Source organism: Amycolatopsis pretoriensis, from assembly GCF_900107925.1.
Lineage (GTDB): Bacteria > Actinomycetota > Actinomycetes > Mycobacteriales > Pseudonocardiaceae > Amycolatopsis > Amycolatopsis pretoriensis.
Map to the genome: position 1 here is coordinate 100153 of NZ_FNUJ01000017.1, position 19313 is coordinate 119465.

Sequence of the window (19313 nt, forward strand, 5' to 3'; positions counted from 1 at the left end):
CCGGTCCGCACCGCATCGACCACCGGGGAGTCCGCATGTCCACCACCGCCGTAGTCACCGGGGCCGGCCGCGGCTTCGGGCGCGCCATCGCCGCCGCGCTCGTCGCCGCCGGCCGCACCGTCGTCGGCATCGCCCGCAGCGCGTCCGACCTCGACGCCGTGCGCGCCGAACTCGGGGCGGGCTTCGTCCCCGTCGCCGCCGACGCGACCGACGACGCCCTCGCTTCCGGGGTACTCCGCGAACACCGCCCGGGCCTGCTCGTCCTCAACGCGGGCGCCGTGCCGCACATGGCGCCCGTGCACGAACAGACGTGGGAGACCTTCAGCCGCAACTGGCACGTCGACACCCGGCACGTCTTCGCCTGGACGCGCGCCGCGCTCCGGGAGCCGCTCGAGAAGGGCGGTGTCGTCGTCTCGATGTCGAGCGGGGCCGCCCTCGGCGGGTCGCCGCTCAGCGGTGGGTACGCCAGCGCGAAGGCCGCGATCCGGTACCTGCGCGCGTATGGCGCCGAGGAGTCGGAACGCGCCGGGCTCGGCCTCCGGTTCGCCACGCTCCTGCCGCAGCTGACGCCCACCACCGGCCTCGGCACCGTCGGCGTCGAGGGCTACGCGGCGCGGAACGGCGTCGACCGCGACACCTTCGTCGCGAAGATGGAGCCGGTCCTGACGCCGGAGCAGGTCGCCAAGGCCGTCCTCGAGGTCGTCGACGGCGACGCCGCCGAATACCAGGTCAGCGGCACCGGCCTGCGTACGCTCTGAGTGCCATGCCCGACTTCGCCGCCGAGACCGCGCCCTTCCGGCCCGAGCTGCTCGCGCACTGCTACCGCCTGCTCGGCTCGATCCACGACGCCGAGGACCTCGTGCAGGAGACGTACCTGCGGGCGTGGCGGGCGTTCGGCGGGTTCGAGGGCCGCTCGTCGGTGCGGCGCTGGCTGTACAAGATCGCCACGACCGCGTGCCTGACGGCGCTGCAGACCCGGGCCCGGCGGCCGCTGCCCTCCGGGCTGGGCGCGCCGGCCGACGACCACCGGGTCGCGGTGGCGGCCGCGGACCCGTCGGTGCCGTGGCTCCAGCCGATCCCGGACGCGCTCCTCGACCCGGCCGCGGTCGTGGCCGGGCGCGCCGGGGTGCGGCTGGCGTTCATCGCCGCGCTGCAGCTGCTGCCCGCCCGGCAGCGGGCGGTGCTGACCCTGCGGGACGTGCTGGCGTTCGGCACGGCCGAGGTGGCCGAGATCCTGGACACGACCCCGGCGGCGGTCGACAGCGCGTTGCGCCGCGCCCGCGGCCGGCTCGCCGAGGCGGGCCCGGTCCAGGAGGACCTGGCGGAACCGGCCGGGCAGGGCCGGCTGCTCGACCGGTACGTCGACGCGTTCGTCCGCGCCGACCCGGGCGCGCTGGTGACGTTGCTGCGCGCCGACGTCGAGCTGGAGATGCCGCCGATCCCGACGTGGTTCACCGGCCGGGACGCGGTCGTGGGCTTCCTGAGCCGCCGGGTGCTGCGGCCGGGAGCGTGGCGGCTGGTCCCGGCGAAGGCGAACGGCCAGCCGGCGTTGCTGGAGTACGAAGCCGTGGGCGGCGGGTTCGCCGCCCACGGCGTCCAGGTGCTGACGGTGCTCGGGACCCGGGTCGCGCGGATCACCGCGTTCAACGACCCCGCGCTGGTCCCGCTCTTCGCCGCGGCTAGCCGCGACCTCCGTCGGCCGAGCTCATCCTCTTCGTGAAGCGGGCCGCGACGTCGCGCAGCTTCGTGTTCGTGTGCTGCGATTCGACGATCAGCCGTTGCATCGCCGCGTCCTCACTCGCCCGGTGGATGAGCATCAGCATGCCCTTGGCCTGCTCGATCACCGCCCGGGTCTCCATCGCGTTGCGGAGCTCGTCGGCGAGCCGGCGGGCCTCCCGGTAGCGGCGGGTCAGCCGCAGGACCGTCTCCACGCACAACGTGAACAGCCGCAGCACCTTCGTGTCGAACTCGTGGTAGCCGTGCGCGCCGAAGCCGAACAGCGTGATCGCCCCGACGAGCGCGTCGTCCACGCGCAGCGGAACCGCCAGGTAGCTGCCCACGCCGAGTTCCTTGGCCGCGAGGACGAACTCGGGCCACCGGTCGCCGGTGTCGCCGACGGCGACCCGCACCACCTCGCCCGTGAGCGCCGCGAACAGGCCCGGACCGTCGCCCGCCGCGTACTGCACGTCGTCGATGCGCCGGGCGCGCTCGTCGGTGAAGGCCGCGGTCTGCGTCACCCCGTCGCGGACGACCACGATGCTCGCGAGGTCCGCGTCGGGCACCACCCGGACCGCTTCGCCGCACACCGCGTCCAGCAGGCCTGGCGTGTCCGAGACCGATTCGAGGACCCCGACGAGATCCGACAGGACGGCGTTCAGCTCGTCGACCCGCTCCGCCATGGCGTCGCCAGTGGTCGGCAAGATCCACCCCTCCCATGCGTCAAGCGGCGAGCAATGGGAAAGAGCTCGCCAGCAGCGTCAACCAAGACCACCGCTGGCGTTTCAACGGGTCCGGGAGAACTCTACCGGCCGGGTGGGTCCGGTTTGGCGAGGGCCGCGCCGGGTAGACCTCGAAAATGAGCAACACGGCAGTTGACGACGAGTTGTGGGCGGAGTTCCACCGGGTGGTGAACATGACTTCGCGCGAGCTGGAGGACTGGCTGCGCACGCGCGACGCGGGCCCGGAGGCCGAACCGCTGCCCGACGAGGCGGGTCCGCCGACCGGCCACCAGGTGCTGGCGGTGCTGCGCAAGCGCCGGGGCGACGCGGATGAGCACGACGCCGACGTGATGCGCAAGGTGGTCGACCGGGTGCACGCGCAGCGCCGCGACGACCTCGAGCCGACGGCGGGCGAGCAGCACTGGCGGCACCGGCTGATGTCGATCGGGCACGACCCGCTCAAGCCGGCGACCCGCTCAAGCCGGCGGGCTGAGTTCGCGGCCGGGTCCGCGGCCGGGTTCGCGGCCGGGTTTGCCGCCGCTCCCGCCGGGTACGCGGACCGGTACAGGGGGCAGGTGAGGAGGCCGTCATGGCCGAACAGGAGAACCACCACGGCTGGGCACCGGACGTCGCGGGCGACGACCCGACGGCGGCGGCCGCCGCGGACAAGGCCCGGGAGGCGAGCGGTTCGCGCGGTTCCGGAGTCGCTTCGGAGGGGACGCTGTCCCCGACGGACACGGAGCCGGACTCGAGCGACAGCGGCCGCCGCGGCGCCGAGGAGATCGCGGCCGACGAAGGCCGTGAAGCGGAGGGCCGCAAGGGCGCGTCGCAGCGTCCGTACGGCTCGGCTGACTGAGCAGCCCCCGGTATCCACGCTAGCGGAGGGCACCGACGAAATCGGCGCCCTCCGCGCGGGGTTGCCCGGGTTGTCCACAGCCCCTAACGAGCTTCGGCCTGCCAGCGCTGGTTGGGTCCGTTCGTCGGCCGGTACAGGCCGATCCGGGCGCCGTCGTCGCGGGACTCGCCCGTTACGTCCAGCAGCTGCCCGCTCGCCGCGTTGACGAACGTCCACGTCCCGTCGCCCGTCGTCGACAGCGTCCACTGCGACGCCGCGTCCGTCGTTCCCCGCGGGGCCAGCGTCACCGCGCCGCCCGAGGTGCTCAGGACCTCGCCCGTCGCCGCCGACGCGATCGAGAACCGGTCGCGGTTGCCGTAGCGGCCCGTGCGGTCGGTCAGCGTCCAGCGCTGCGCGGGCACCGACGCGTCCGTCGTGCGCTGGACCAGCCCGCCGTTCTCCGCCGACAGCGACTTGCCGCCCTGTACCCCGGTGAACGTGAACGGCTTCCCCGAGCCCAGGCCCGTGCCCGCAGCCGTCGACCGCACCCCGTCGACCAGGAACGTGGTCACCGACCGCGCCGGGACCCGCAGCGTCGCCTTCGCCGACGTCACCCGCACCGGTTTGCCGCGGCGCAGCGCACCCGCGACGTCGGTGACGACCGGCGTCACCGAAGCGCCCGGCCGGACGCACCCGAAGCCGGACAGGTCCAGCGTGACGTCCTGCTCCGCGTTGCCCGAGTTGACGTGGACCACCGACGACAGGTCGTCGCCGCGCATCGCGGCCGTCGAGGCGGTGTCGTCCGACGCGATCAGCCGGTCACCCGGGCGGATGTAGTGGGTGAAGTTCCGCATCGTGTCGAACTTCGTGTTCGTCCGGATAGGACAGTCCGAAGTGGTGCAGTCGAACGGAACCTGGATCTCGCCCCAGTTCATCCCCGCCGCGGACTCCCCGCCCGGCTTCATGTTGTCGTAGTCCTCGATCGGCTGCCAGCTGACCCACGCGCTCGGCTCCAGCAGGCGCAGGTCGTCGGTGATCTGGCCGGCCAGCCCGAGCCCCGGGTCCATGCTGGTGAAGTCCTGCCGGTCCAGCCAGCTCCCGCCGACCTCGCTCATCCACAACGACTTCGACGCGCCCTTGGCCAGGTCACGCGGGATCGGCCGGTTGCCGGTGCCGTAGGTGTGCACGTTCAGCCGCCCGGCCGCCGCCCGCGCCTCGGCGGACCAGCCGGCCCAGTCCGCGGCGAAGATGTCCGGATTGGTTTCGTCGGGCGCGGAAACGACCTTCGCGGGCAGCGCCGCGGCCATCGCCGGGATCAGCCGCGACTGCACGGCCGGCCCGATGTGGGCGCCCTCCTGACGGCCGCCGGTCGGGTTGCCGTCGGCGCCGAGGGTGGTCTTCCAGTAGTTCGTGTTCGGCTCGTTCAACGGGTCCACCGAAGAGAACTTGATGCCGTGCGCGCGTTCCAGCGTGCGCACGACCTGCGCCAGGTACGCCGTGAAGTCGCCGATCTTGTCCGGGCGCAGCTGCTCGTCGGTGGCGGTGAAGCCGCCCGAGACGTACCCCGACACGGTCTGGAAGTACGGCGGTGAGTTGCTGAACGCCTCCCACTTCGTGACGCGGCTCTTGATCTTGTCGACCCACCAGCGCTGGTTCGGGTCCGCGGACTTGTCGAATTCGGCCGGGTCGCCCGGTGTCCACCAGTCCTTGTCGGCGCGGGTGGTCCCGGCGGGCGCCTTCCACCAGCCCGGCACCGCGCCGCCGGGCCGCAGGTAGTCCGGGACGTCCGGGGCGTTGCCGCCGCCGACGTTGAACCGCGCGATGTTCAGGTTCAGCCCGCTGGGGCCGAAGACGAGGTCCGCCAGGCGGTTCCGGACGGAGTCGGGGTAGCCGCCGGTCGCCTCGGCCATCCACGCCAGGCTCGACCCCCAGCCTTCGAACGGCTGCTGGCGGTAGGTCGGATCGGGTCGGACGGTGACGGCGGTGGCCGCCGACGCGGGTGCCGCGGCCACCCCCGTCGCCACCAGAGGTACACAAAGGACGGTCAGCAAACGCCGCAGGTTCATCGTCGAACTTGCCCTTCGTTCGGTGGGGACTTCCTCAGGCCTCCGTGTGGCCCAGCAGCGGCCGCGGCACGAACCGCGCCGCCGGGTCGAGCATCGTGTCCAGTTCGAGCACGACGAGGTCGTTGGCGCCCGCGCGGACGACCGGGCGCGGCACGTACAGCGTCCGCTGCGGCCCGCGCCGCCAGTAGCGGCCGAGCGGGAACCCGTTGAACCACACCAGGCCCTTGCCCCACTCGCCGGTGTCGAGGAAGAGGTCCGCGGACGCGTCGACGTCCACCGAAGCCCGCAGCAGCACCGGCCCGGCCACCGCGCCGGCGACCAGCGACGGCGCCGCCGGCCGCAGCCCGGGAAGCGCTTCCAGCTCCAGCGGCAGCACGTCCCAGCCGGTCAGCGGCTCGCCGTGCAGCGCCGCCCCGCCGATGATGCCCTTCGCCTCGCCGATCCGCGGGCCGTAGTCGACGCGGCCCTGGTCCTCGACCAGCACCAGCAGCTCGCCGTGCGCCCGCGGCAGCGCGATCGCCCGCTCGTGGTGGTCGCGCTGCAGCGTGCCCACCGGATCGCCGTCGAAGAACACCGTCGCGCGGTCGCGCACCTCGCCGAACGTCAGCACCCCCGGCCGGTCGCCCTCGATGAAGCAGCGCAGCAGCGCCAGGCGCGGCATCGGCGTCAGGTCGTCGAACGCGGGCAGCTCCTCGTGGAATTCCCAGGTGCCCCAGCGGTCCGGGGCGTCGAGCAGCCGGACCGGGTCGCGCAGCACGGCGTGGGCGGTCGGCGCGGGCCGCGCCGGCGGCGGGACCGCGTCCGGCACCTTGTGGTAGCGCGCGATCACGTCCCGGAACGCGTGGTACTTCGGCGTCGGGTCGCCGGCTTCGTCCAGCGGCGCGTCGTAGTCGTACGAGGTCACCAGCGGCTGGTAGACGCCCTTGTCGTTGGCGCCGTTGGTGAGGCCGAAGTTGGTGCCGCCGTGGAACATGTACAGGTTGACCGACGCGCCCGCGGCGAGCAGCGCGTCGAGCTCGGCCGCGGCGTCCGCGGCGGGGGTCGTGTGGTGGTGCGCGCCCCAGTGGTCGAACCAGCCGTTCCAGAACTCGCTGCACATCAGCGGCCCGGTCGGCTGGTGCGCGCGCAGGATCGCGAGCCGCTCGCGCGCGCCGGAGCCGAACGAGGCCGTGCGGTGAAGTCCGTCGAGGCTGCCGGCTTCGAGCATGTCGGGCTGGTCCACTGTGGTCAGTGGCACGGTGATCCCCGACGCGCGCGTGTGGTCCGCCAGCGCCCGCAGGTACTGCTTGTCGTCGCCGAACGCGCCGTACTCGTTCTCGACCTGGACGAGCAGCACCGGCCCGCCGCGGTCGACCTGGTGCGGGACCACGACTTCGTAGACGCGCGTCAGGTATTCGCGCACGGCCGCGAGGTAACGCGGCTCGTACCGGCGGACGCCGACGGCCGGGTCGCGGAACAGCCACGCCGGCAGGCCGCCGTTGTCCCACTCCGCGCAGATGTACGGCCCGGGCCGGACGATCGCGTACATCCCGGCTTCGGCGATCAGCTCCAGGAAGCGGCCGAGGTCGAGGCCGCCGGTCAGGTCGAACGTGTCCGGCGAAGGGGCGTGGGCGTTCCAGGGGACGTACGTCTCGATGGTGTTGAGACCCATCCGGCGGGCCTTGTCGATCCGGTCGGCCCACAGGTCCGGGTGCACCCGGAAGTAGTGCAGGGCACCGGACAGGATCCGGAACGGCTGCCCGTCGAGCAGGAAGTCGGTCTCCCCGATGGCGAACTCAGGCATGCGAAGCCGCCTGGAGGCTCAGCTGGAGCACGGTCCAGGACAGCGGTGGCAGTGTCACGGTGATGGTCGTCCCCCCTGGGTCGGACGTCGCGGCGGCGCCGGGTAGCGGCACCGGCCGGACCGGTTGTGCGGCGGCGGTGTTGGTCGTGTGCCGCGTCCCGCCTTCGGGTGTGGTCAGCGTTTCGGCCGCATAGACGCCGTATCGCGCGCCACGCAGGCGGATGCGGACTTCGGTGGGCGACGCGGTGGCGCGGTTGGTCAGGAACACCGCGCCACGCCCGGATTCCCCCGCCGTCGCGGCGACGTCGACGAGGTCGACTTCGCCGTGTTGCGCGGTGCGGATCCGGTCGCCCTCGACCGACAGGCGCAGGCTCACCCCGCTCGCCAGCGCGGCCACCCGCTGGAACGGGTGGAACGTCGTCTGCCGCCACGCCGGGCCGCCGGGCTCGGTGCGGATCGGCGCGATGACGTTCACCAGCTGCGCCTGGTTGGCCATGGTGACGCGGTCGACGTTGCGCAGCAACGAACTCAGCAGCGAGCCGACGACGACGGCGTCGGTGACGGTGTAGTCGTCCTCGATGATCCGCGGGTGCTCCCGCCAGCCACCCTCGGCGAGGCGTGCCTGGTCGACCTCGTTCCAACGGCGCAGGTCCCAGACGTTCCACTCGTCGACGCTGATGCCGATCTTCTTGTCCAGGCCCAGTTCCGTGAGTGTCTCGTCGATGATTCCCGCGGTGGTGCCGATGAACCGGTCCAGCGCGGCGCCGCTGGCCAGGTAGCTGTCGGTGTCGCCGTGCAGCTCCTGGTAGTAGGCGTGCAGCGAGATGTGGTCGACCAGCTCGGCGGTGTGGCGCAGCACCGTGCGTTCCCACGACCCGAACGTCGGCATGTCCGCGTGCGAGCTGCCCGCGACGACGAGTTCGACGGCCGGGTCGATCATCCGCATGAGCCGCGCGGTCTCGGCGGCCAGGCGGCCGTACTCGTCGGCCGTCTTGTGGCCGATCTGCCACGGGCCGTCCATCTCGTTGCCGAGGCACCACAGCTTGAAGCCGAACGGGCGGTCGGCGCCGTTGGCGCGGCGCCGCTCGCTCAGCTCCGTACCGCCCGGGTGGTTGCAGTACTCCAGGACGTCGGCGGCGTCCTGGATGCCGCGGGTGCCGAGGTTGACGGCGTACATCACCTCGGCGCCCGCGGCTTCGGCCCACGCGGCGAATTCGTGCAGGCCGAAGCGGTTGGACTCCACGCTGTGCCAGGCCGGGTCGAGCCGGACCGGCCGGTCCGGGCCGACGCCGTCTTCCCAGCGGTAGCCGGAGACGAAGTTGCCGCCGGGGTAGCGGAGCACGCTGGGCCCGAGCTCCCGGACCAGCTCCAGCACGTCGCCGCGGAACCCGCGATCGTCCGAAGTGGAGTGGTCCGGTTCGTACAGTCCCGTGTAGACGGACCGGCCCATGTGCTCGACGAACGAGCCGAAGAGGCGCCGCGGGACCGGGCCGACGACCCGGCCCGCGTCACCTTCGATGTGGACGGTCATCCGGCGCTGACCGTAAAGCCCTGCTGGTTGCCGTAGTCGACGAGCGCCTGCTGCCAGGCGGCGAGACCGGCGTCGAGCCCGGTGCCGTTCAGGTAGGCCTTGCCGACGGTGTCGCTGAAGACGCTGTTGGCGTAGGTCTGGTACGGCAGGTAGGTCCAGCCCGGCGCGACGTCCTTCGACGCGCTCGTCAGCACCTGGTTGATCTTCTGCCCGCCGAAGTACGGCACGGCCTCGTCGACGAACGCGGGCGAGGTCAGGTCGGCCGTCGTGGACGGGAAGCCGCCGCTCTTGATGAAGGGCTGGACACCGCCGCCGTGGTTGAGCCAGCGCACGAACGCCGCGGCCAGCGCCGGGTTGGCGCTCTGTTTGACCACGGACTGGGTGCTGCCGCCGTTCTCCGCGGTCACCGGCTTGCCGTCGTAGGTCGGCATCGGCGCGACGGCCCACTTCCCGCTGCCGGCGGTCACCGAGGACATGAAGTTGCCGGGCATCCAGGCTCCGGTGACCAGCGACGAGATGGTGCCGTCACCGAGCGCGCGGAACCAGTCGTCGGACCACTCCTTGACCGGGGCGAGCAGCTTGCCCTGGATCAGCTGGTCCCAGTCCGCGGTCCACTTCTTGACACCCGCGTCACCGAAGTTGATCTTGACGTTCTTGCCGTCGACGCTGAACGGCCGCCCGCCCGCCTGCCACATCATGCTCAGCGCGAACCCGGGGTCACCGGTGTCGGAGGTGATGTACTTGGTGGGGTCGGCCGCGTGCAGCTTCTTGGCCGCCGCGAGGTACTCGTCCCACGTCTTCGGCACGGCGATGCCGTTCTTGTCGAAGACCTCCTTGTTGTAGAACAACGCCATCGGACCGGAGTCCTGCGGCAGGCCGTAGAGCCCGGTGCTGTTCTTCACCTGCGCCCAGGTCGAGGCGCTGTAGTCCTTTTCGAACGAGCCGAAGCCGAATTGATCGAGGTTGACCAGCGAGTCGGTCAACGCGAACTGCGGCAGCGCGTAGTACTCGATCTGCGCCACGTCCGGTGCGCCGTTGCCGGCCTTGATCGCGTTCTGGAGCTTGGTGTACTCGTCCTTGTTCGTCCCGGCGTTGACGTAGTTCACGTGCACGTTCGGGTATTCCTTCTCGAACGCCGCGACCTGGTCCTTGGCCGAGGGAGTCCAGCTCCAGTACGTGATCGTCCCGCCCGCCTTGAGGGCGGCGTCGACCGAGTCCTGGGTGCCGGTGGCCGCGGCGGGACCGGACGAGCTCCCGGACGAGCAGCCGACCGCGAGGGCGGCGGCGAGCGCCACGGCGGCGAACGCCTTGGCGCGACTGCGGATGCGTGACATCGAGTGTCCCTTCACGACGGTGTGACGGCTATTGCTTGACGCTGCCCGCGCTCAGCCCGGACTGCCAGAACCGTTGCATGAGCAGGAAAGCGAGGACGAGGGGGATGATCGTGAGCAGCGAGCCGGTGAGCACGAGGTTGAAGATCGGCTGCGCGCCGGCGCCGTTGGCCTGCGCGCTCCACTGGTTGAGCCCGACGGTCAGCGGGTACCACTTGGGCTCGCTGAGCATGATCAGCGGCAGGAAGTAGTTGTTCCAGGTCTGCACCATCGTGAACAGCGCGACCGTGACGATCCCGGGGACGAGCTGGCGCAGTGTCACGGTGAGGAAGATCCGGAACTCGCCCGCGCCGTCGATCCGCGCCGCTTCGAGGAGCTCGTCGGGGATCGCGTCGGCGGCGTAGACCCAGATCAGGTAGAGGCCGAACGGGCTGATCAGCGACGGGATGATGATGGCAAGGGGGGTGTTGGTCAGCCCGAGCTTGCTGAACATCAGGAACGTCGGCACGGCGAGCGCCGTGGCGGGGACGGCCACGGCCCCGAGCACGACGGCGAACACCGCGCGGCGGCCCGGGAAGCGGTACTTGGCCAGGCCGTAGCCCGCCGCGGTGGCGAGGATCGTCGCGCCGCCGGCGCCGACCACGACGTAGAGCAAGGTGTTGCCCAGCCAGCGGAAGAAGATCCCGCCGTTGTAGGTGAAGGTCTGGGCGATGTTGTCGAACAGCGCGAACGAGCCGCCGAAGGACAGGCCCGACGTCGTGAAGAGGGCGTCCTGCGTCTTGGCGGCGTTGATCAGCAGCCAGGCCAGCGGCACCAGGGTGTAGAGCAGGTACAGCGCCATGACCGCGGTGAGGACGCGGGACTTGCGCGGCCGCGTCACCGAGAAGGTCGCCACGTCACATCCCCTTCCGGGAGCCGCGCAGCTGCACGACGTAGGCGATGACCGCGGTGATCACGCCCATCACGATCGCGACCGCGGCGGAGTAGTTGTACTGCTGGCCGGCGAAGGAAAGGTTGTAGGCGTACATGTTCGGCGTGTAGAACGTGCCGATCACGTTGGGCACCAGGTTGCGCATGATGTTCGGTTCGTTGAACAGCTGGAAGCTGCCGATGATCGAGAAGATCGTGGCGATGACGATGGCGCCGCGGATCGCCGGGAGCTTGACCGACAGGATCGTGCGGAACGCGCCGGCGCCGTCGATCGAGGCCGCTTCGAACAGTTCCTTCGGGATCACCTTGAGCGCGGAGTAGAAGATCAGCATGTTGTAGCCGACGAACTCCCACGTGACGACGTTGCCGATCGAGGTGAGCAGCCAGTTCTGGGACAGCGGCTTGATCGCGTCGGTGCCGAAGAGGTGGTTGAGGTCGGCGGCCAGTCCGAAGTGGTCACCGTAGATGAAGCCCCACATCAGCGCGGCGACCACGGCGGGCACGGCGTAGGGCAGGAAGATCACGACCCGGAAGAACCCGGGAGCGTGCAGCCGGGCACTGTCGATCGCGAGCGCCGCGATCAACGCGAGCACCAGCATGATCGGCACCTGCACGGCGAGGAACACCAGCACCCGCCGGAAGGCTTCCCAGAACTTCGGGTCGGCGAGCACCTGCGCGTAGTTGTCGCCGCCGACGAACACCGTGCCGCCGAAGAAGGCCTGGTCGCGGAAGAGGCTGAGCACGAACGCGTAGACGACCGGAGCCACGAACGTCAGCGCGAACACGAGCATGAAGGGGGCGACGAAGAGCCAGCCCCGCCAGTTCCGCCGCGGGCGGCGGGCCGGCGGCGCCGGGCGAGCCGGTGCCGCGACGGGCGGTGCCGCTGTGGACGTCATCGTCCCTCCGGGAGTTTCGTGCGGATGTTTACGTCAACATTCTCGCGGCGAAGGGTAACGTGTTGACGTAAACATGTCCAGGACACTCCCGAGGAGACACTCGTGCCGGCTGCATCACCCCGTCGTGGACCGTCGATGGCGGACGTGGCCCGCGAGGCGGGCGTGTCGGGACAGACGGTGTCCCGGGTGGCGAACGGCCGGACGAACGTCGACGACGCTACCCGCGAGCGCGTCCTCGCGGCGATGCGCCGGGTCGGCTACCGCCCCAACAGCGCGGCGCGGGCGTTGCGCAACGGCAAGTTCCGCAGCATCGGCGTGATCATTTCGGCGCTCCCGACGTTCGGCAACAGCCGCACGCTCGACGCCATCGCGGCGGCGGTCGTGCCGGAGGGCTTTTCGATCATCCTGATGCCGGTGACGCGCCCGACGCAGGGCGAGGTGACGGGCGCGTTCAGCAAGCTGAACGAGCAGGCCGTCGACGGCGTGATCATCCTGATCGAGCAGCACCAGCTGGACCAGAGCTCGATCGAGCTGCCGCACGGGCTGCCGGTGGTGGTGATCGACTCGAGCGCGCGCTACGACTACCCGGTGGTGGACACGGACCAGGCCGACGGCGCGGCGACGGCGACCCGGCACCTGCTGTCCCTCGGGCACGAGACGGTGTGGCACATCGCGGGTCCACCGCAGTCGTATTCGGCCGAGCGTCGCCGGAAGTCGTGGCGGGCCACATTGGAACTGGCGGGGGCGTTCGTGCCGCCAGTCCTCACTGGCGACTGGTCCCCCTCTTCGGGCTACAAGGCCGGTTTGACGTTGGCCGCCGACCCCTCGGTGACGGCGGTGTTCGCGGCGAACGACCAGATGGCGCTGGGGTTGCTGCGGGCGTTGCACGAGTCGGGCCGCCGGGTGCCGGACGAGGTGAGCGTGGTGGGCTTCGACGACATGGAGGAGTCGGCCCACTTCTGGCCCCCGTTGACGACGATCCGCCAGTCGTTCGAGGCGGTCGGCCGGCACGCGGTTTCGGCGCTGCTGTCGGAGATCGAGACGGGCGCGGAGGCCGGCGAGCCGGTGTCGGTGCCGACGGAGCTGGTCGTCCGTTCGAGCACCGCGCCCCCACCGGCTTGACGTGGGGTATCGCGGCGGTGGCCCGGAACTGTCGGTGCCCGCCGGTAACGTGGAAGACGGGGGCGCCGCCCCGCGCGGAAGTTCTCGTTTCAGCGCGCGGAAGCCGGGGCATTACCGGCCACCAAGCCGGGACCGCCGGTCCCGCGAACGTCGCAGTGGTGTGGACCATTCGGCCCACCGCCGCAGAAACGAGGCCGTCATGCTCGCCATCCTCGCCGCCGTGCTCTTCGGGCTCGCCCTGCTCATGGAGCTGGCCGGGTTCGGTCTGGGGTCGGTCATCACGACCGGGACGCTGACCACCGCCGGGCTGCTGTGCGTCGCGCTGCACCTGGCCGGCGTCGCCACCGACCGGTCGCGGTTCAGCCGGCGGCGCCGTCGCTGACCCGCCGCAGCACCTGGGCGAACACCTCGGGCGTCTGGGCGCCCGCGACGCCGAACCGCCGGTCGATCACGAAGAACGGAACTCCGGTCGCGCCCAGCGCCCGTGCTTCTTCGCCGTCCGCCGCGACTTCGGCTTCGTAGGCGTCCGACTCGAGCACCGCGCGGGCCTCGGCCGCGTCGAGGCCCGCTTCGGCGGCCAGCTCCACCAGCGAGTCGCGGTCGAACAGCGACTTCCGCTCGGTGAAGTGCGCGCGGTAGAACCGGTCGACGACGGCGTCGGCCAGCCCGTGCTTCGCGGCGAGGTGCACCAGGCGGTGGCCGTCGACGGTGTTTCCCATGTGGACACCGTCGAGGTGGTACTCGAGACCGTCGGCGGCCGCGCGCTGCTCCATCTGCGCTTCCATCGCGTCGGCTTCTTCGAGCGTCCGCCCGTACTTTTCGGACAGCACCTCACGCGTCGGCCGGGACGTCCCGCGCGGGAACGACGGGTCGAGCTGGAACGAGTGGTGCACCACCTCGACGTCGGCGCCGACTTCGGCGACCGCCCGTTCGAAGCGGCGCTTGCCGAGGTAGCACCAGGGACAGACGAGATCGGACCAGATGTCAACACGCACGAAACCAGGCTAACCCGCCCGGCGGCACGCACTTCAAGGTAACCGGCGACCACCTGCGGATAGGGTGGCCCGGTGACCGTCTCGACCGACGACATCGTCCGCCACGCGGCGCGGCTGCTGTTCGCCGGAACCCGCCTCGACCTCGGCCGAATGGCGGCCGAACTGGGAATCTCGCGCACGACGTTCTTCCGCCGCGTCGGCAACCGCGACGACCTGATGGGCGCCGGCCTGCGCCTGCTGTCCGACCGGACGTGGCAGCGGGCGCTCGATCAGTGGCGTGACTGCCACGGTTCCGCGGTACGCACCCCCGAGGGACGCCTGCGCTGCCTGTGGGTGATGGAGGAGTACCGCCGCGAGGTGGCGGGCAACGAGGGCATGCGCAAGCTGATCGAGGCGGAGTCGACGGTGGCGTTGCGGGTGTTGACGGACCCACGCGGAGCGGTCCAGCCGGCGCTGGTCGACGCGCACGTGGAGCTGTTCCGCGCGGACGCTTCGGCGGCGGGTCTGACACCGCTGGTCGGACTGCCGGACCTGGCGTTCGCGGTGGTCCGGCTGGGCGAGTCGTTCCTGTACGCGGACGTACTGGCGGCGCGGACGGTCGACCTGAAGGTCGCGACGACGTTGCTGGACACGTTGGTGCGCGGGGCATTGGAGCCGGCCGCGGTCCGTTGACGCGGGTTCGCGGGAGGAAGCCGCCACCCCGCTCGCACAGTCGGCGCGCGGCGATTCGAGTGGCGGCCGCTGCCCCGGCGACAACCCCGCCACGAGCCGGGAGCCAGCGCACCCGCCGACAGCCCAGCCCCGCCCCGCGAGCCGCCGCCCCGGGCGACAGCCCGGCCACCGCACCGCCGCAGTGCGGGGGCCGCCGACCCGCCGGCGGGCGCGCCGCGACCGCGGAGCCACCGCACCACCGGCAATCCTGCCGCCCCGTCAGAGCCACCGCGCCACCAGCAACCCCGCCGCACCCCCGAAGCCGCCACGCCGCCGGGGCCCGCCGCCACGCGCGGAGCCGCCACGCCACCAGCAGCCCTGCCGCAGCCCGGGAGCCACCGCACCACCAGCAACCCGCCCACCCCCGGAGCCGCGGCCCCGCCAACCGACCAGCGACCACCCGGGGCCCGCCGCACCCGCCCGGCGGCGGCAAGGCACTCAGCTGCCCCGCACCCAGCCCACTTTGCTCACCCGCGTGAGTGCCACCCCGCCCCGAATCGCTGAGCAAGCGCACAGTCGGTCAACTACTCACCCGTTCGGGTGTTGTGGAACATTTGCCCGAAGTGTTTCATGAGTCCACGGGAAAGCGGTTCCCCCGCAGCCCGCACGCGGCACGCCCTTCGTTGCCGTGCAACGGTTCCATCGGTCTGCCCGTCCGTGTCCGGGCGCGCTTTCGCCTGCCCGGGGAAAGAGAGCGATCCATGTCCGTACTCACCAGTCCGCCGACGTCGTCTGGCTCGGGTGAGAAAATTTCCCGCCGCCGCCCGTGGCGGGCCAAGGCCGCCGGCGTCCTCGCGGCCGCCCTTGTGGTCACCACCGCCATCGCTTCACCGGCACCGGCTGCCGACAACCCCTACGAGCGCGGACCCGCGCCGACCACCGCCAGCATCGAAGCGAGCCGCGGCAGCTTCGCGACCAGCACCGTCACCGTGTCGCGGCTGGCCGTCTCGGGCTTCGGCGGCGGGACCATCTACTACCCCACCAGCACGACCGCCGGCACGTTCGGGGCCATCTCGATCGCGCCCGGCTTCACCGCGCTCCAGTCGAGCATCGCCTGGCTGGGCCCGCGGCTCGCGTCGCAGGGGTTCGTCGTCTTCACCATCGACACCCTGACCACCAGCGACCAGCCCGACAGCCGGGGCCGCCAGCTGCTGGCTTCGCTCGACTACCTCACCCAGCAGAGCAGCGTCCGGTCCCGCATCGACAGCAGCAGGCTCGGCGTGGTCGGCCACTCGATGGGCGGCGGCGGCACGCTCGAAGCGGCACGCTCCCGACCGTCGCTGCAGGCCGCGATCCCGCTGACCGGCTGGAACCTGACCAAGAACTGGTCGAGTCTGCGCGTGCCGACGCTCGTCGTCGGAGCGCAGTCGGACACCGTCGCCCCGGTGGCCACGCACTCGATCCCGTTCTACACCAGCCTCCCGTCCTCTTTGGACAAGGCGTACCTCGAACTGCGCGGCGCCAGCCACTTCGCCCCGAACTCGTCGAACACGACGATCGCGAAGTACACCCTGTCGTGGCTCAAGCGGTTCATCGACAACGACACCCGCTACGAACAGTTCCTCTGCCCGATCCCGGGCACCAGCCTGTCCATTTCGGACTACCGCGGCAACTGCCCGCACAACGGCTGACCGCTCAGCCGGGCACGCCGAGGGTGACCGACACCTTTCCCTTGGCGTGCCCGGCTTCCTGGTAGGCGAACGCGGCGGGCAGGTCGTCGAACGGGTAGGTCCGGTCGATCACCGGCGTCACCGCGCCGCGCTCCACCAACGCGGTCAGCTCACCCAGCACCGCTTTCTTGTCCCGGCAGGCGACGGCGTCCGCGAGCACGACGCGCCGCCGCGCGAACGGTCCGGTGGCCACCGCGGCGAAGACGTGCCCGGCGGGCTGCAGCCAGCGACCGGCCGGGCCGCCGACCGCGACGAACGTCCCGTCACGCTCCAGCACCCGGCGGCAGGCGAACACCGACCGGCCGCCGGCGACGTCCAACACGAAGTCGTAGCGGCGCCCGCCGCGTGTGAAGTCCTCGGACCGGTAGTCGACGACGTGTTCGGCGCCGAGCGAGCGGACGAAGTCGGCGTTGGCGGCGGAACACACCGCGTCGACTCGAGCGCCGAGCGCCTTCGCCAGCTGGACGGCGAAGGTGCCGACGCCGCCGGAAGCGCCGTTGACCAGGACCCGCTGCCCCGGCTCCACACCCCGCAGGGAGAGCAGCGCGGTCACGGCGGCCATCGGGATCGTGGCCGCCTGCGCGTGGGACAGGTTCGCCGGCATCCGCGCCAAGAGGTCTTCGCGCACGCAGACGTACTCGGCGTGGGCGCCCCTCGGCAGCAGCGCGTAAACGTCGTCGCCGGGCGAGAACTCCGCGCCGGCGGTCTCGACCCGGCCGGCCAGATCGCAGCCGAGGACGCCGACCGGCGGACGGCGCAGCCCGAAGCCACCGGTCATCAGGCGCGCCACGCGGGGCTCGCCTCTCAGGAAGTGCCAGTCGTACGGGTTGACCGAGGTGGCGTGCACGCGGACGCGCACTTCGCCATCTCCCGGGCGGGGATCGGGCGCATTTTCCCAGGTCAGAGCCCCCGGCGGACCGTACACGCGCTGAACCAAAGCTTTCACGACGCCCCCTTACGTTGTAAGTCTTACAACGTAAGTCTTACGCTGTAAGGTGCCTCCTGCGCAAGTGCGGGGTCGAGGAGCCTTACGTTGTACGATCTTGGGCGTGACCACCGATGCCCGGACCCCGCTGACCCGGGAGCGAGTGCTGCACGCGGCCGTCGCGCTCGCCGACGAGCACGGCCTGCCCGCCGTGACGATGCGCCGGCTCGCGGAGGAGCTCGGCGCCGAGGCGATGTCGCTCTACTACCACGTGGCCAAGAAGGAAGACGTGCTCGACGGGATCGTCGACGTCGTCGCGCAGGAGATCAACGAGGCTGTCGCCCGGCTGGCGCCCGGTCCGGACTGGCGGCAGACGGCCCGGCGGCGCATTCTTACGGCCCGCGAGGTCTTCCTGCGCCACCGCTGGGCGCCGGCGCTGTTCGAGACGCGGTCGTCGACGAGCCTCGCGGTGCTGAAGTACTACGACGCGCTGGTCGGCGTGCTGCACGACGGCGGTTTCACGCACGACCGGATCCACCACGCCCTGCACGCGCTCGGCAGCCGGGCGCTGGGGTTCAGCCACGAGGTGTTCGACCCGAACGCGGGCGCGTCGGCCGAGATCCCGGCGGAGCTGGCGGCGCAGCTGCCGAACCTGGTCGGGATGCTGCGCGAGATCGCCCACGACGACCCGGATTCGACGCTCGGCTGGTGCGACGACCAGGCGGAGTTCGAGTTCGGCCTGGACCTCATCCTCGCGGGCCTGGACCTGCTGCGGGACCGGTAGTCCAGCACGTGGGACACCGCGGCACGCCGGAGCAGAATCGGCGGTGTGTCGCGACCACTGCGGAAGCTCGGCTTCCTGACCATCGGCCTCTTCGACCCCGCCGACCCGCGGCGGGGGCACGAGTCGACCCTGGAGATCATCGAGCTCGGTGAGCGGCTCGGGTTCGACAGCGCCTGGGTGCGGCACCGGCACCTGCAGCACGGCATCTCCTCGCCCGTCGCCGTGCTCGCCGCCGCGTCCCAGCGCACCGAACGTATCGAGCTCGGGACCGCCGTCATCCCGCTCGGCTGGGAGAACCCGCTGCGGCTCGCCGAAGACCTCGCGACCGTCGACCTGCTCTCCGGCGGCCGGCTCAACCCGGGGATCAGCGTCGGGCCGCCGATGCGCTACGACGAGGTCAAGCGCGCCCTCTACCCGGACACGGCGGACACCGAGGACTTCTCCTACGAACGCGTGCGCCGGCTGCTGGACTTCGTGCGCGGCGAGCCGGCGACCGGGTTCAGCGGCACCGAAGGCTTCGAGGTCTTCTCCGACCGCGTCCAGCCGCAGGCACCCGGGCTCGGCGACCGTCTGTGGTACGGCGGCGCGAGCCTGCGCTCGGCCGAGTGGGCGGGCAAGCACGCGATGAACTTCCTGACCAGCAGCGTGGTCAAGGCCGAAGGCGAGAGCACGGACTTCGCCGAGATCCAGCTGTCGCACGTCCGGACCTTCCGCGAGCACCACCCCGCCGGGCGGATCTCGCAGGGCCTGGTCGTCATCCCGACCGACACCGCGACGCCGGAACAGCGCGCCAAATACGAGGCCTACGCCGAGAAACGGCTGCCGCGCACCGCGGAACCGCAAGGCCCGGCGCGAATGCTGTTCTCCCCCGACTTCGTCGGCAGCTCCGCCGAGATCGCCGAGCGGTTGCACGCGCACGCGGCGTTCCGCGAGATCGACGAGGTGGCTTTCGCCCTGCCGTTCACCTTCGACCACGAAGACTACGTGCAGATCCTCACCGACATCGCGGAACGCCTCGGCCCGCTGCTGGGACGCTGACTTACTTGTTGGTGCCCGGGGTCAGCACCTTGTCGATCACGAAGACGGTCGCGTTCTTCGTGGGGATGTTCCCGCACAGGATCTTCGCGCCGTTGACCGTCATGCTGTCGCCCGAACCCTCGATCTTCAGCGGCCCGCCCGCGGTGTTCAGCGACTCCAGCGTGCCGGCGGAGGCGAGGCCCTTGGCGTCGTAGCGCTTGCCGACGACGTGGTACTGCAGGATCGGCGCCAGCTCGGCCGGCTTGCCCGCCAGCTCAT

The 19313-nt window shown here is 71.4% G+C and carries 19 protein-coding genes and 1 pseudogene; 10 read left to right on the forward strand and 10 right to left on the reverse strand.

Annotation, left to right across the window (positions count from 1 at the left end):
- Positions 1-35 precede the first annotated feature (35 nt).
- Together BLV96_RS46485 and BLV96_RS46490 are read left to right on the forward strand one after the other, a co-directional pair.
- Positions 36-758, forward strand: coding sequence for an SDR family oxidoreductase (locus tag BLV96_RS46485; RefSeq protein ID WP_086675793.1), 723 nt, complete (start codon positions 36-38; stop codon positions 756-758).
- A 5-nt stretch (positions 759-763) separates the two neighbouring features.
- Positions 764-1720, forward strand: a complete 957-nt coding sequence (locus BLV96_RS46490; RefSeq protein WP_086675794.1) for an RNA polymerase subunit sigma-70 — start codon at positions 764-766, stop codon at positions 1718-1720.
- On the opposite strand, the gene BLV96_RS46495 is transcribed toward BLV96_RS46490, so the two are convergent.
- The gene (locus BLV96_RS46495; protein WP_167379963.1) at positions 1680-2399 is read right to left on the reverse strand and encodes an ANTAR domain-containing response regulator; all 720 of its coding nucleotides are present in this window, start codon (positions 2397-2399) and stop codon (positions 1680-1682) included. The two genes, BLV96_RS46490 and BLV96_RS46495, sit on opposite strands and share 41 nt — an antisense overlap.
- 176 nt (positions 2400-2575) lie before the next feature.
- On the opposite strand from BLV96_RS46495, the pseudogene BLV96_RS46500 reads away from it, so the two are divergent.
- Positions 2576-2908: pseudogene (locus BLV96_RS46500) on the forward strand (DUF3140 domain-containing protein); the annotation flags it as partial.
- Between the two features lie 119 nt (positions 2909-3027).
- Entirely contained in the window at positions 3028-3294 is a 267-nt protein-coding gene (locus BLV96_RS50180; RefSeq protein ID WP_167379954.1) for a hypothetical protein, read from the forward strand.
- A gap of 83 nt (positions 3295-3377) precedes the next feature.
- On the opposite strand, the gene BLV96_RS46505 is transcribed toward BLV96_RS50180, so the two are convergent.
- From BLV96_RS46505 to BLV96_RS46530, 6 genes are all read right to left on the reverse strand, one after another.
- Positions 3378-5297, reverse strand: a complete 1920-nt coding sequence (locus BLV96_RS46505) for an RICIN domain-containing protein (protein WP_244180977.1) — start codon at positions 5295-5297, stop codon at positions 3378-3380.
- Between the two features lie 76 nt (positions 5298-5373).
- Entirely contained in the window at positions 5374-7122 is a 1749-nt protein-coding gene (locus BLV96_RS46510; protein ID WP_091390425.1) for a glycoside hydrolase family 35 protein, read from the reverse strand.
- Positions 7115-8653, reverse strand: coding sequence for an alpha-N-arabinofuranosidase (locus BLV96_RS46515; protein WP_086680641.1), 1539 nt, complete (start codon positions 8651-8653; stop codon positions 7115-7117). The genes BLV96_RS46510 and BLV96_RS46515 overlap by 8 nt, the downstream gene beginning before the upstream one ends.
- Positions 8650-9987 carry an extracellular solute-binding protein gene (locus BLV96_RS46520; protein ID WP_208608520.1) on the reverse strand — a complete coding sequence of 446 codons (1338 nt, stop codon included), beginning with the start codon at positions 9985-9987 and terminating at the stop codon, positions 8650-8652. The genes BLV96_RS46515 and BLV96_RS46520 overlap by 4 nt, the downstream gene beginning before the upstream one ends.
- Before the next feature lie 28 nt (positions 9988-10015).
- Positions 10016-10879: a carbohydrate ABC transporter permease gene (locus tag BLV96_RS46525; RefSeq protein ID WP_086680637.1), complete on the reverse strand. Its 864-nt coding sequence runs from the start codon at positions 10877-10879 to the stop codon at positions 10016-10018.
- A 1-nt stretch (position 10880) separates the two neighbouring features.
- Positions 10881-11810 carry a carbohydrate ABC transporter permease gene (locus tag BLV96_RS46530; RefSeq protein ID WP_167379958.1) on the reverse strand — a complete coding sequence of 310 codons (930 nt, stop codon included), beginning with the start codon at positions 11808-11810 and terminating at the stop codon, positions 10881-10883.
- Between the two features lie 135 nt (positions 11811-11945).
- Between BLV96_RS46530 and BLV96_RS46535 the strand changes: the two genes are divergently transcribed.
- Together BLV96_RS46535 and BLV96_RS46540 are read left to right on the forward strand one after the other, a co-directional pair.
- Positions 11946-12932, forward strand: coding sequence for a LacI family DNA-binding transcriptional regulator (locus tag BLV96_RS46535; RefSeq protein ID WP_208608521.1), 987 nt, complete (start codon positions 11946-11948; stop codon positions 12930-12932).
- Positions 12933-13131: 199 nt separating this feature from the next.
- Positions 13132-13314: a hypothetical protein gene (locus tag BLV96_RS46540; RefSeq protein ID WP_086680631.1), complete on the forward strand. Its 183-nt coding sequence runs from the start codon at positions 13132-13134 to the stop codon at positions 13312-13314.
- Here BLV96_RS46540 and BLV96_RS46545 read toward each other — a convergent pair.
- Positions 13292-13927 (reverse strand): DsbA family oxidoreductase, encoded by a 636-nt coding sequence (locus BLV96_RS46545; protein ID WP_208608522.1) that lies wholly within the window; start codon positions 13925-13927, stop codon positions 13292-13294. The genes BLV96_RS46540 and BLV96_RS46545 overlap by 23 nt on opposite strands.
- 72 nt (positions 13928-13999) lie before the next feature.
- Between BLV96_RS46545 and BLV96_RS46550 the strand changes: the two genes are divergently transcribed.
- Together BLV96_RS46550 and bdeA are read left to right on the forward strand one after the other, a co-directional pair.
- Positions 14000-14599 carry a QsdR family transcriptional regulator gene (locus BLV96_RS46550; RefSeq protein WP_086680629.1) on the forward strand — a complete coding sequence of 200 codons (600 nt, stop codon included), beginning with the start codon at positions 14000-14002 and terminating at the stop codon, positions 14597-14599.
- 740 nt (positions 14600-15339) lie between these two features.
- Positions 15340-16269, forward strand: a complete 930-nt coding sequence (bdeA, locus tag BLV96_RS46555; RefSeq protein WP_086673140.1) for a bis(hydroxyethyl) terephthalate hydrolase — start codon at positions 15340-15342, stop codon at positions 16267-16269.
- Between the two features lie 4 nt (positions 16270-16273).
- Here bdeA and BLV96_RS46560 read toward each other — a convergent pair whose 3' ends face one another.
- Positions 16274-17167 (reverse strand): NAD(P)-dependent alcohol dehydrogenase, encoded by an 894-nt coding sequence (locus BLV96_RS46560; RefSeq protein ID WP_244180978.1) that lies wholly within the window; start codon positions 17165-17167, stop codon positions 16274-16276.
- Positions 17168-17357: 190 nt separating this feature from the next.
- Between BLV96_RS46560 and BLV96_RS46565 the strand changes: the two genes are divergently transcribed.
- Both BLV96_RS46565 and BLV96_RS46570 read left to right on the forward strand, forming a co-directional pair.
- Positions 17358-18017, forward strand: coding sequence for a TetR/AcrR family transcriptional regulator C-terminal domain-containing protein (locus BLV96_RS46565; RefSeq protein WP_086673143.1), 660 nt, complete (start codon positions 17358-17360; stop codon positions 18015-18017).
- Between the two features lie 45 nt (positions 18018-18062).
- Positions 18063-19055 (forward strand): LLM class flavin-dependent oxidoreductase, encoded by a 993-nt coding sequence (locus BLV96_RS46570; protein WP_086673145.1) that lies wholly within the window; start codon positions 18063-18065, stop codon positions 19053-19055.
- 1 nt (position 19056) lies between these two features.
- Here the strand turns inward: BLV96_RS46570 and BLV96_RS46575 are convergent.
- Positions 19057-19313: fasciclin domain-containing protein (locus BLV96_RS46575; protein WP_143051143.1), on the reverse strand; the 257-nt coding region annotated here is incomplete at its 5' end.

Excerpts from the sequence above, each read along its gene's own strand:
- BLV96_RS46485 (WP_086675793.1), top strand. The coding sequence starts at position 36 with ATGTCCACCACCGCCGTAGTCACCGGGGCCGGCCGCGGCTTCGGGCGC.
- BLV96_RS46490 (WP_086675794.1), top strand. The coding sequence starts at position 764 with ATGCCCGACTTCGCCGCCGAGACCGCGCCCTTCCGGCCCGAGCTGCTC.
- BLV96_RS46495 (WP_167379963.1), bottom strand. The coding sequence starts at position 2,399 with ATGGCGGAGCGGGTCGACGAGCTGAACGCCGTCCTGTCGGATCTCGTC.
- BLV96_RS50180 (WP_167379954.1), top strand. The coding sequence starts at position 3,028 with ATGGCCGAACAGGAGAACCACCACGGCTGGGCACCGGACGTCGCGGGC.
- BLV96_RS46510 (WP_091390425.1), bottom strand. The coding sequence starts at position 7,122 with ATGCCTGAGTTCGCCATCGGGGAGACCGACTTCCTGCTCGACGGGCAG.
- BLV96_RS46515 (WP_086680641.1), bottom strand. The coding sequence starts at position 8,653 with ATGACCGTCCACATCGAAGGTGACGCGGGCCGGGTCGTCGGCCCGGTC.
- BLV96_RS46520 (WP_208608520.1), bottom strand. The coding sequence starts at position 9,987 with ATGTCACGCATCCGCAGTCGCGCCAAGGCGTTCGCCGCCGTGGCGCTC.
- BLV96_RS46530 (WP_167379958.1), bottom strand. The coding sequence starts at position 11,810 with ATGACGTCCACAGCGGCACCGCCCGTCGCGGCACCGGCTCGCCCGGCG.
- BLV96_RS46535 (WP_208608521.1), top strand. The coding sequence starts at position 11,946 with ATGGCGGACGTGGCCCGCGAGGCGGGCGTGTCGGGACAGACGGTGTCC.
- BLV96_RS46540 (WP_086680631.1), top strand. The coding sequence starts at position 13,132 with ATGCTCGCCATCCTCGCCGCCGTGCTCTTCGGGCTCGCCCTGCTCATG.
- bdeA (WP_086673140.1), top strand. The coding sequence starts at position 15,340 with ATGTCCGTACTCACCAGTCCGCCGACGTCGTCTGGCTCGGGTGAGAAA.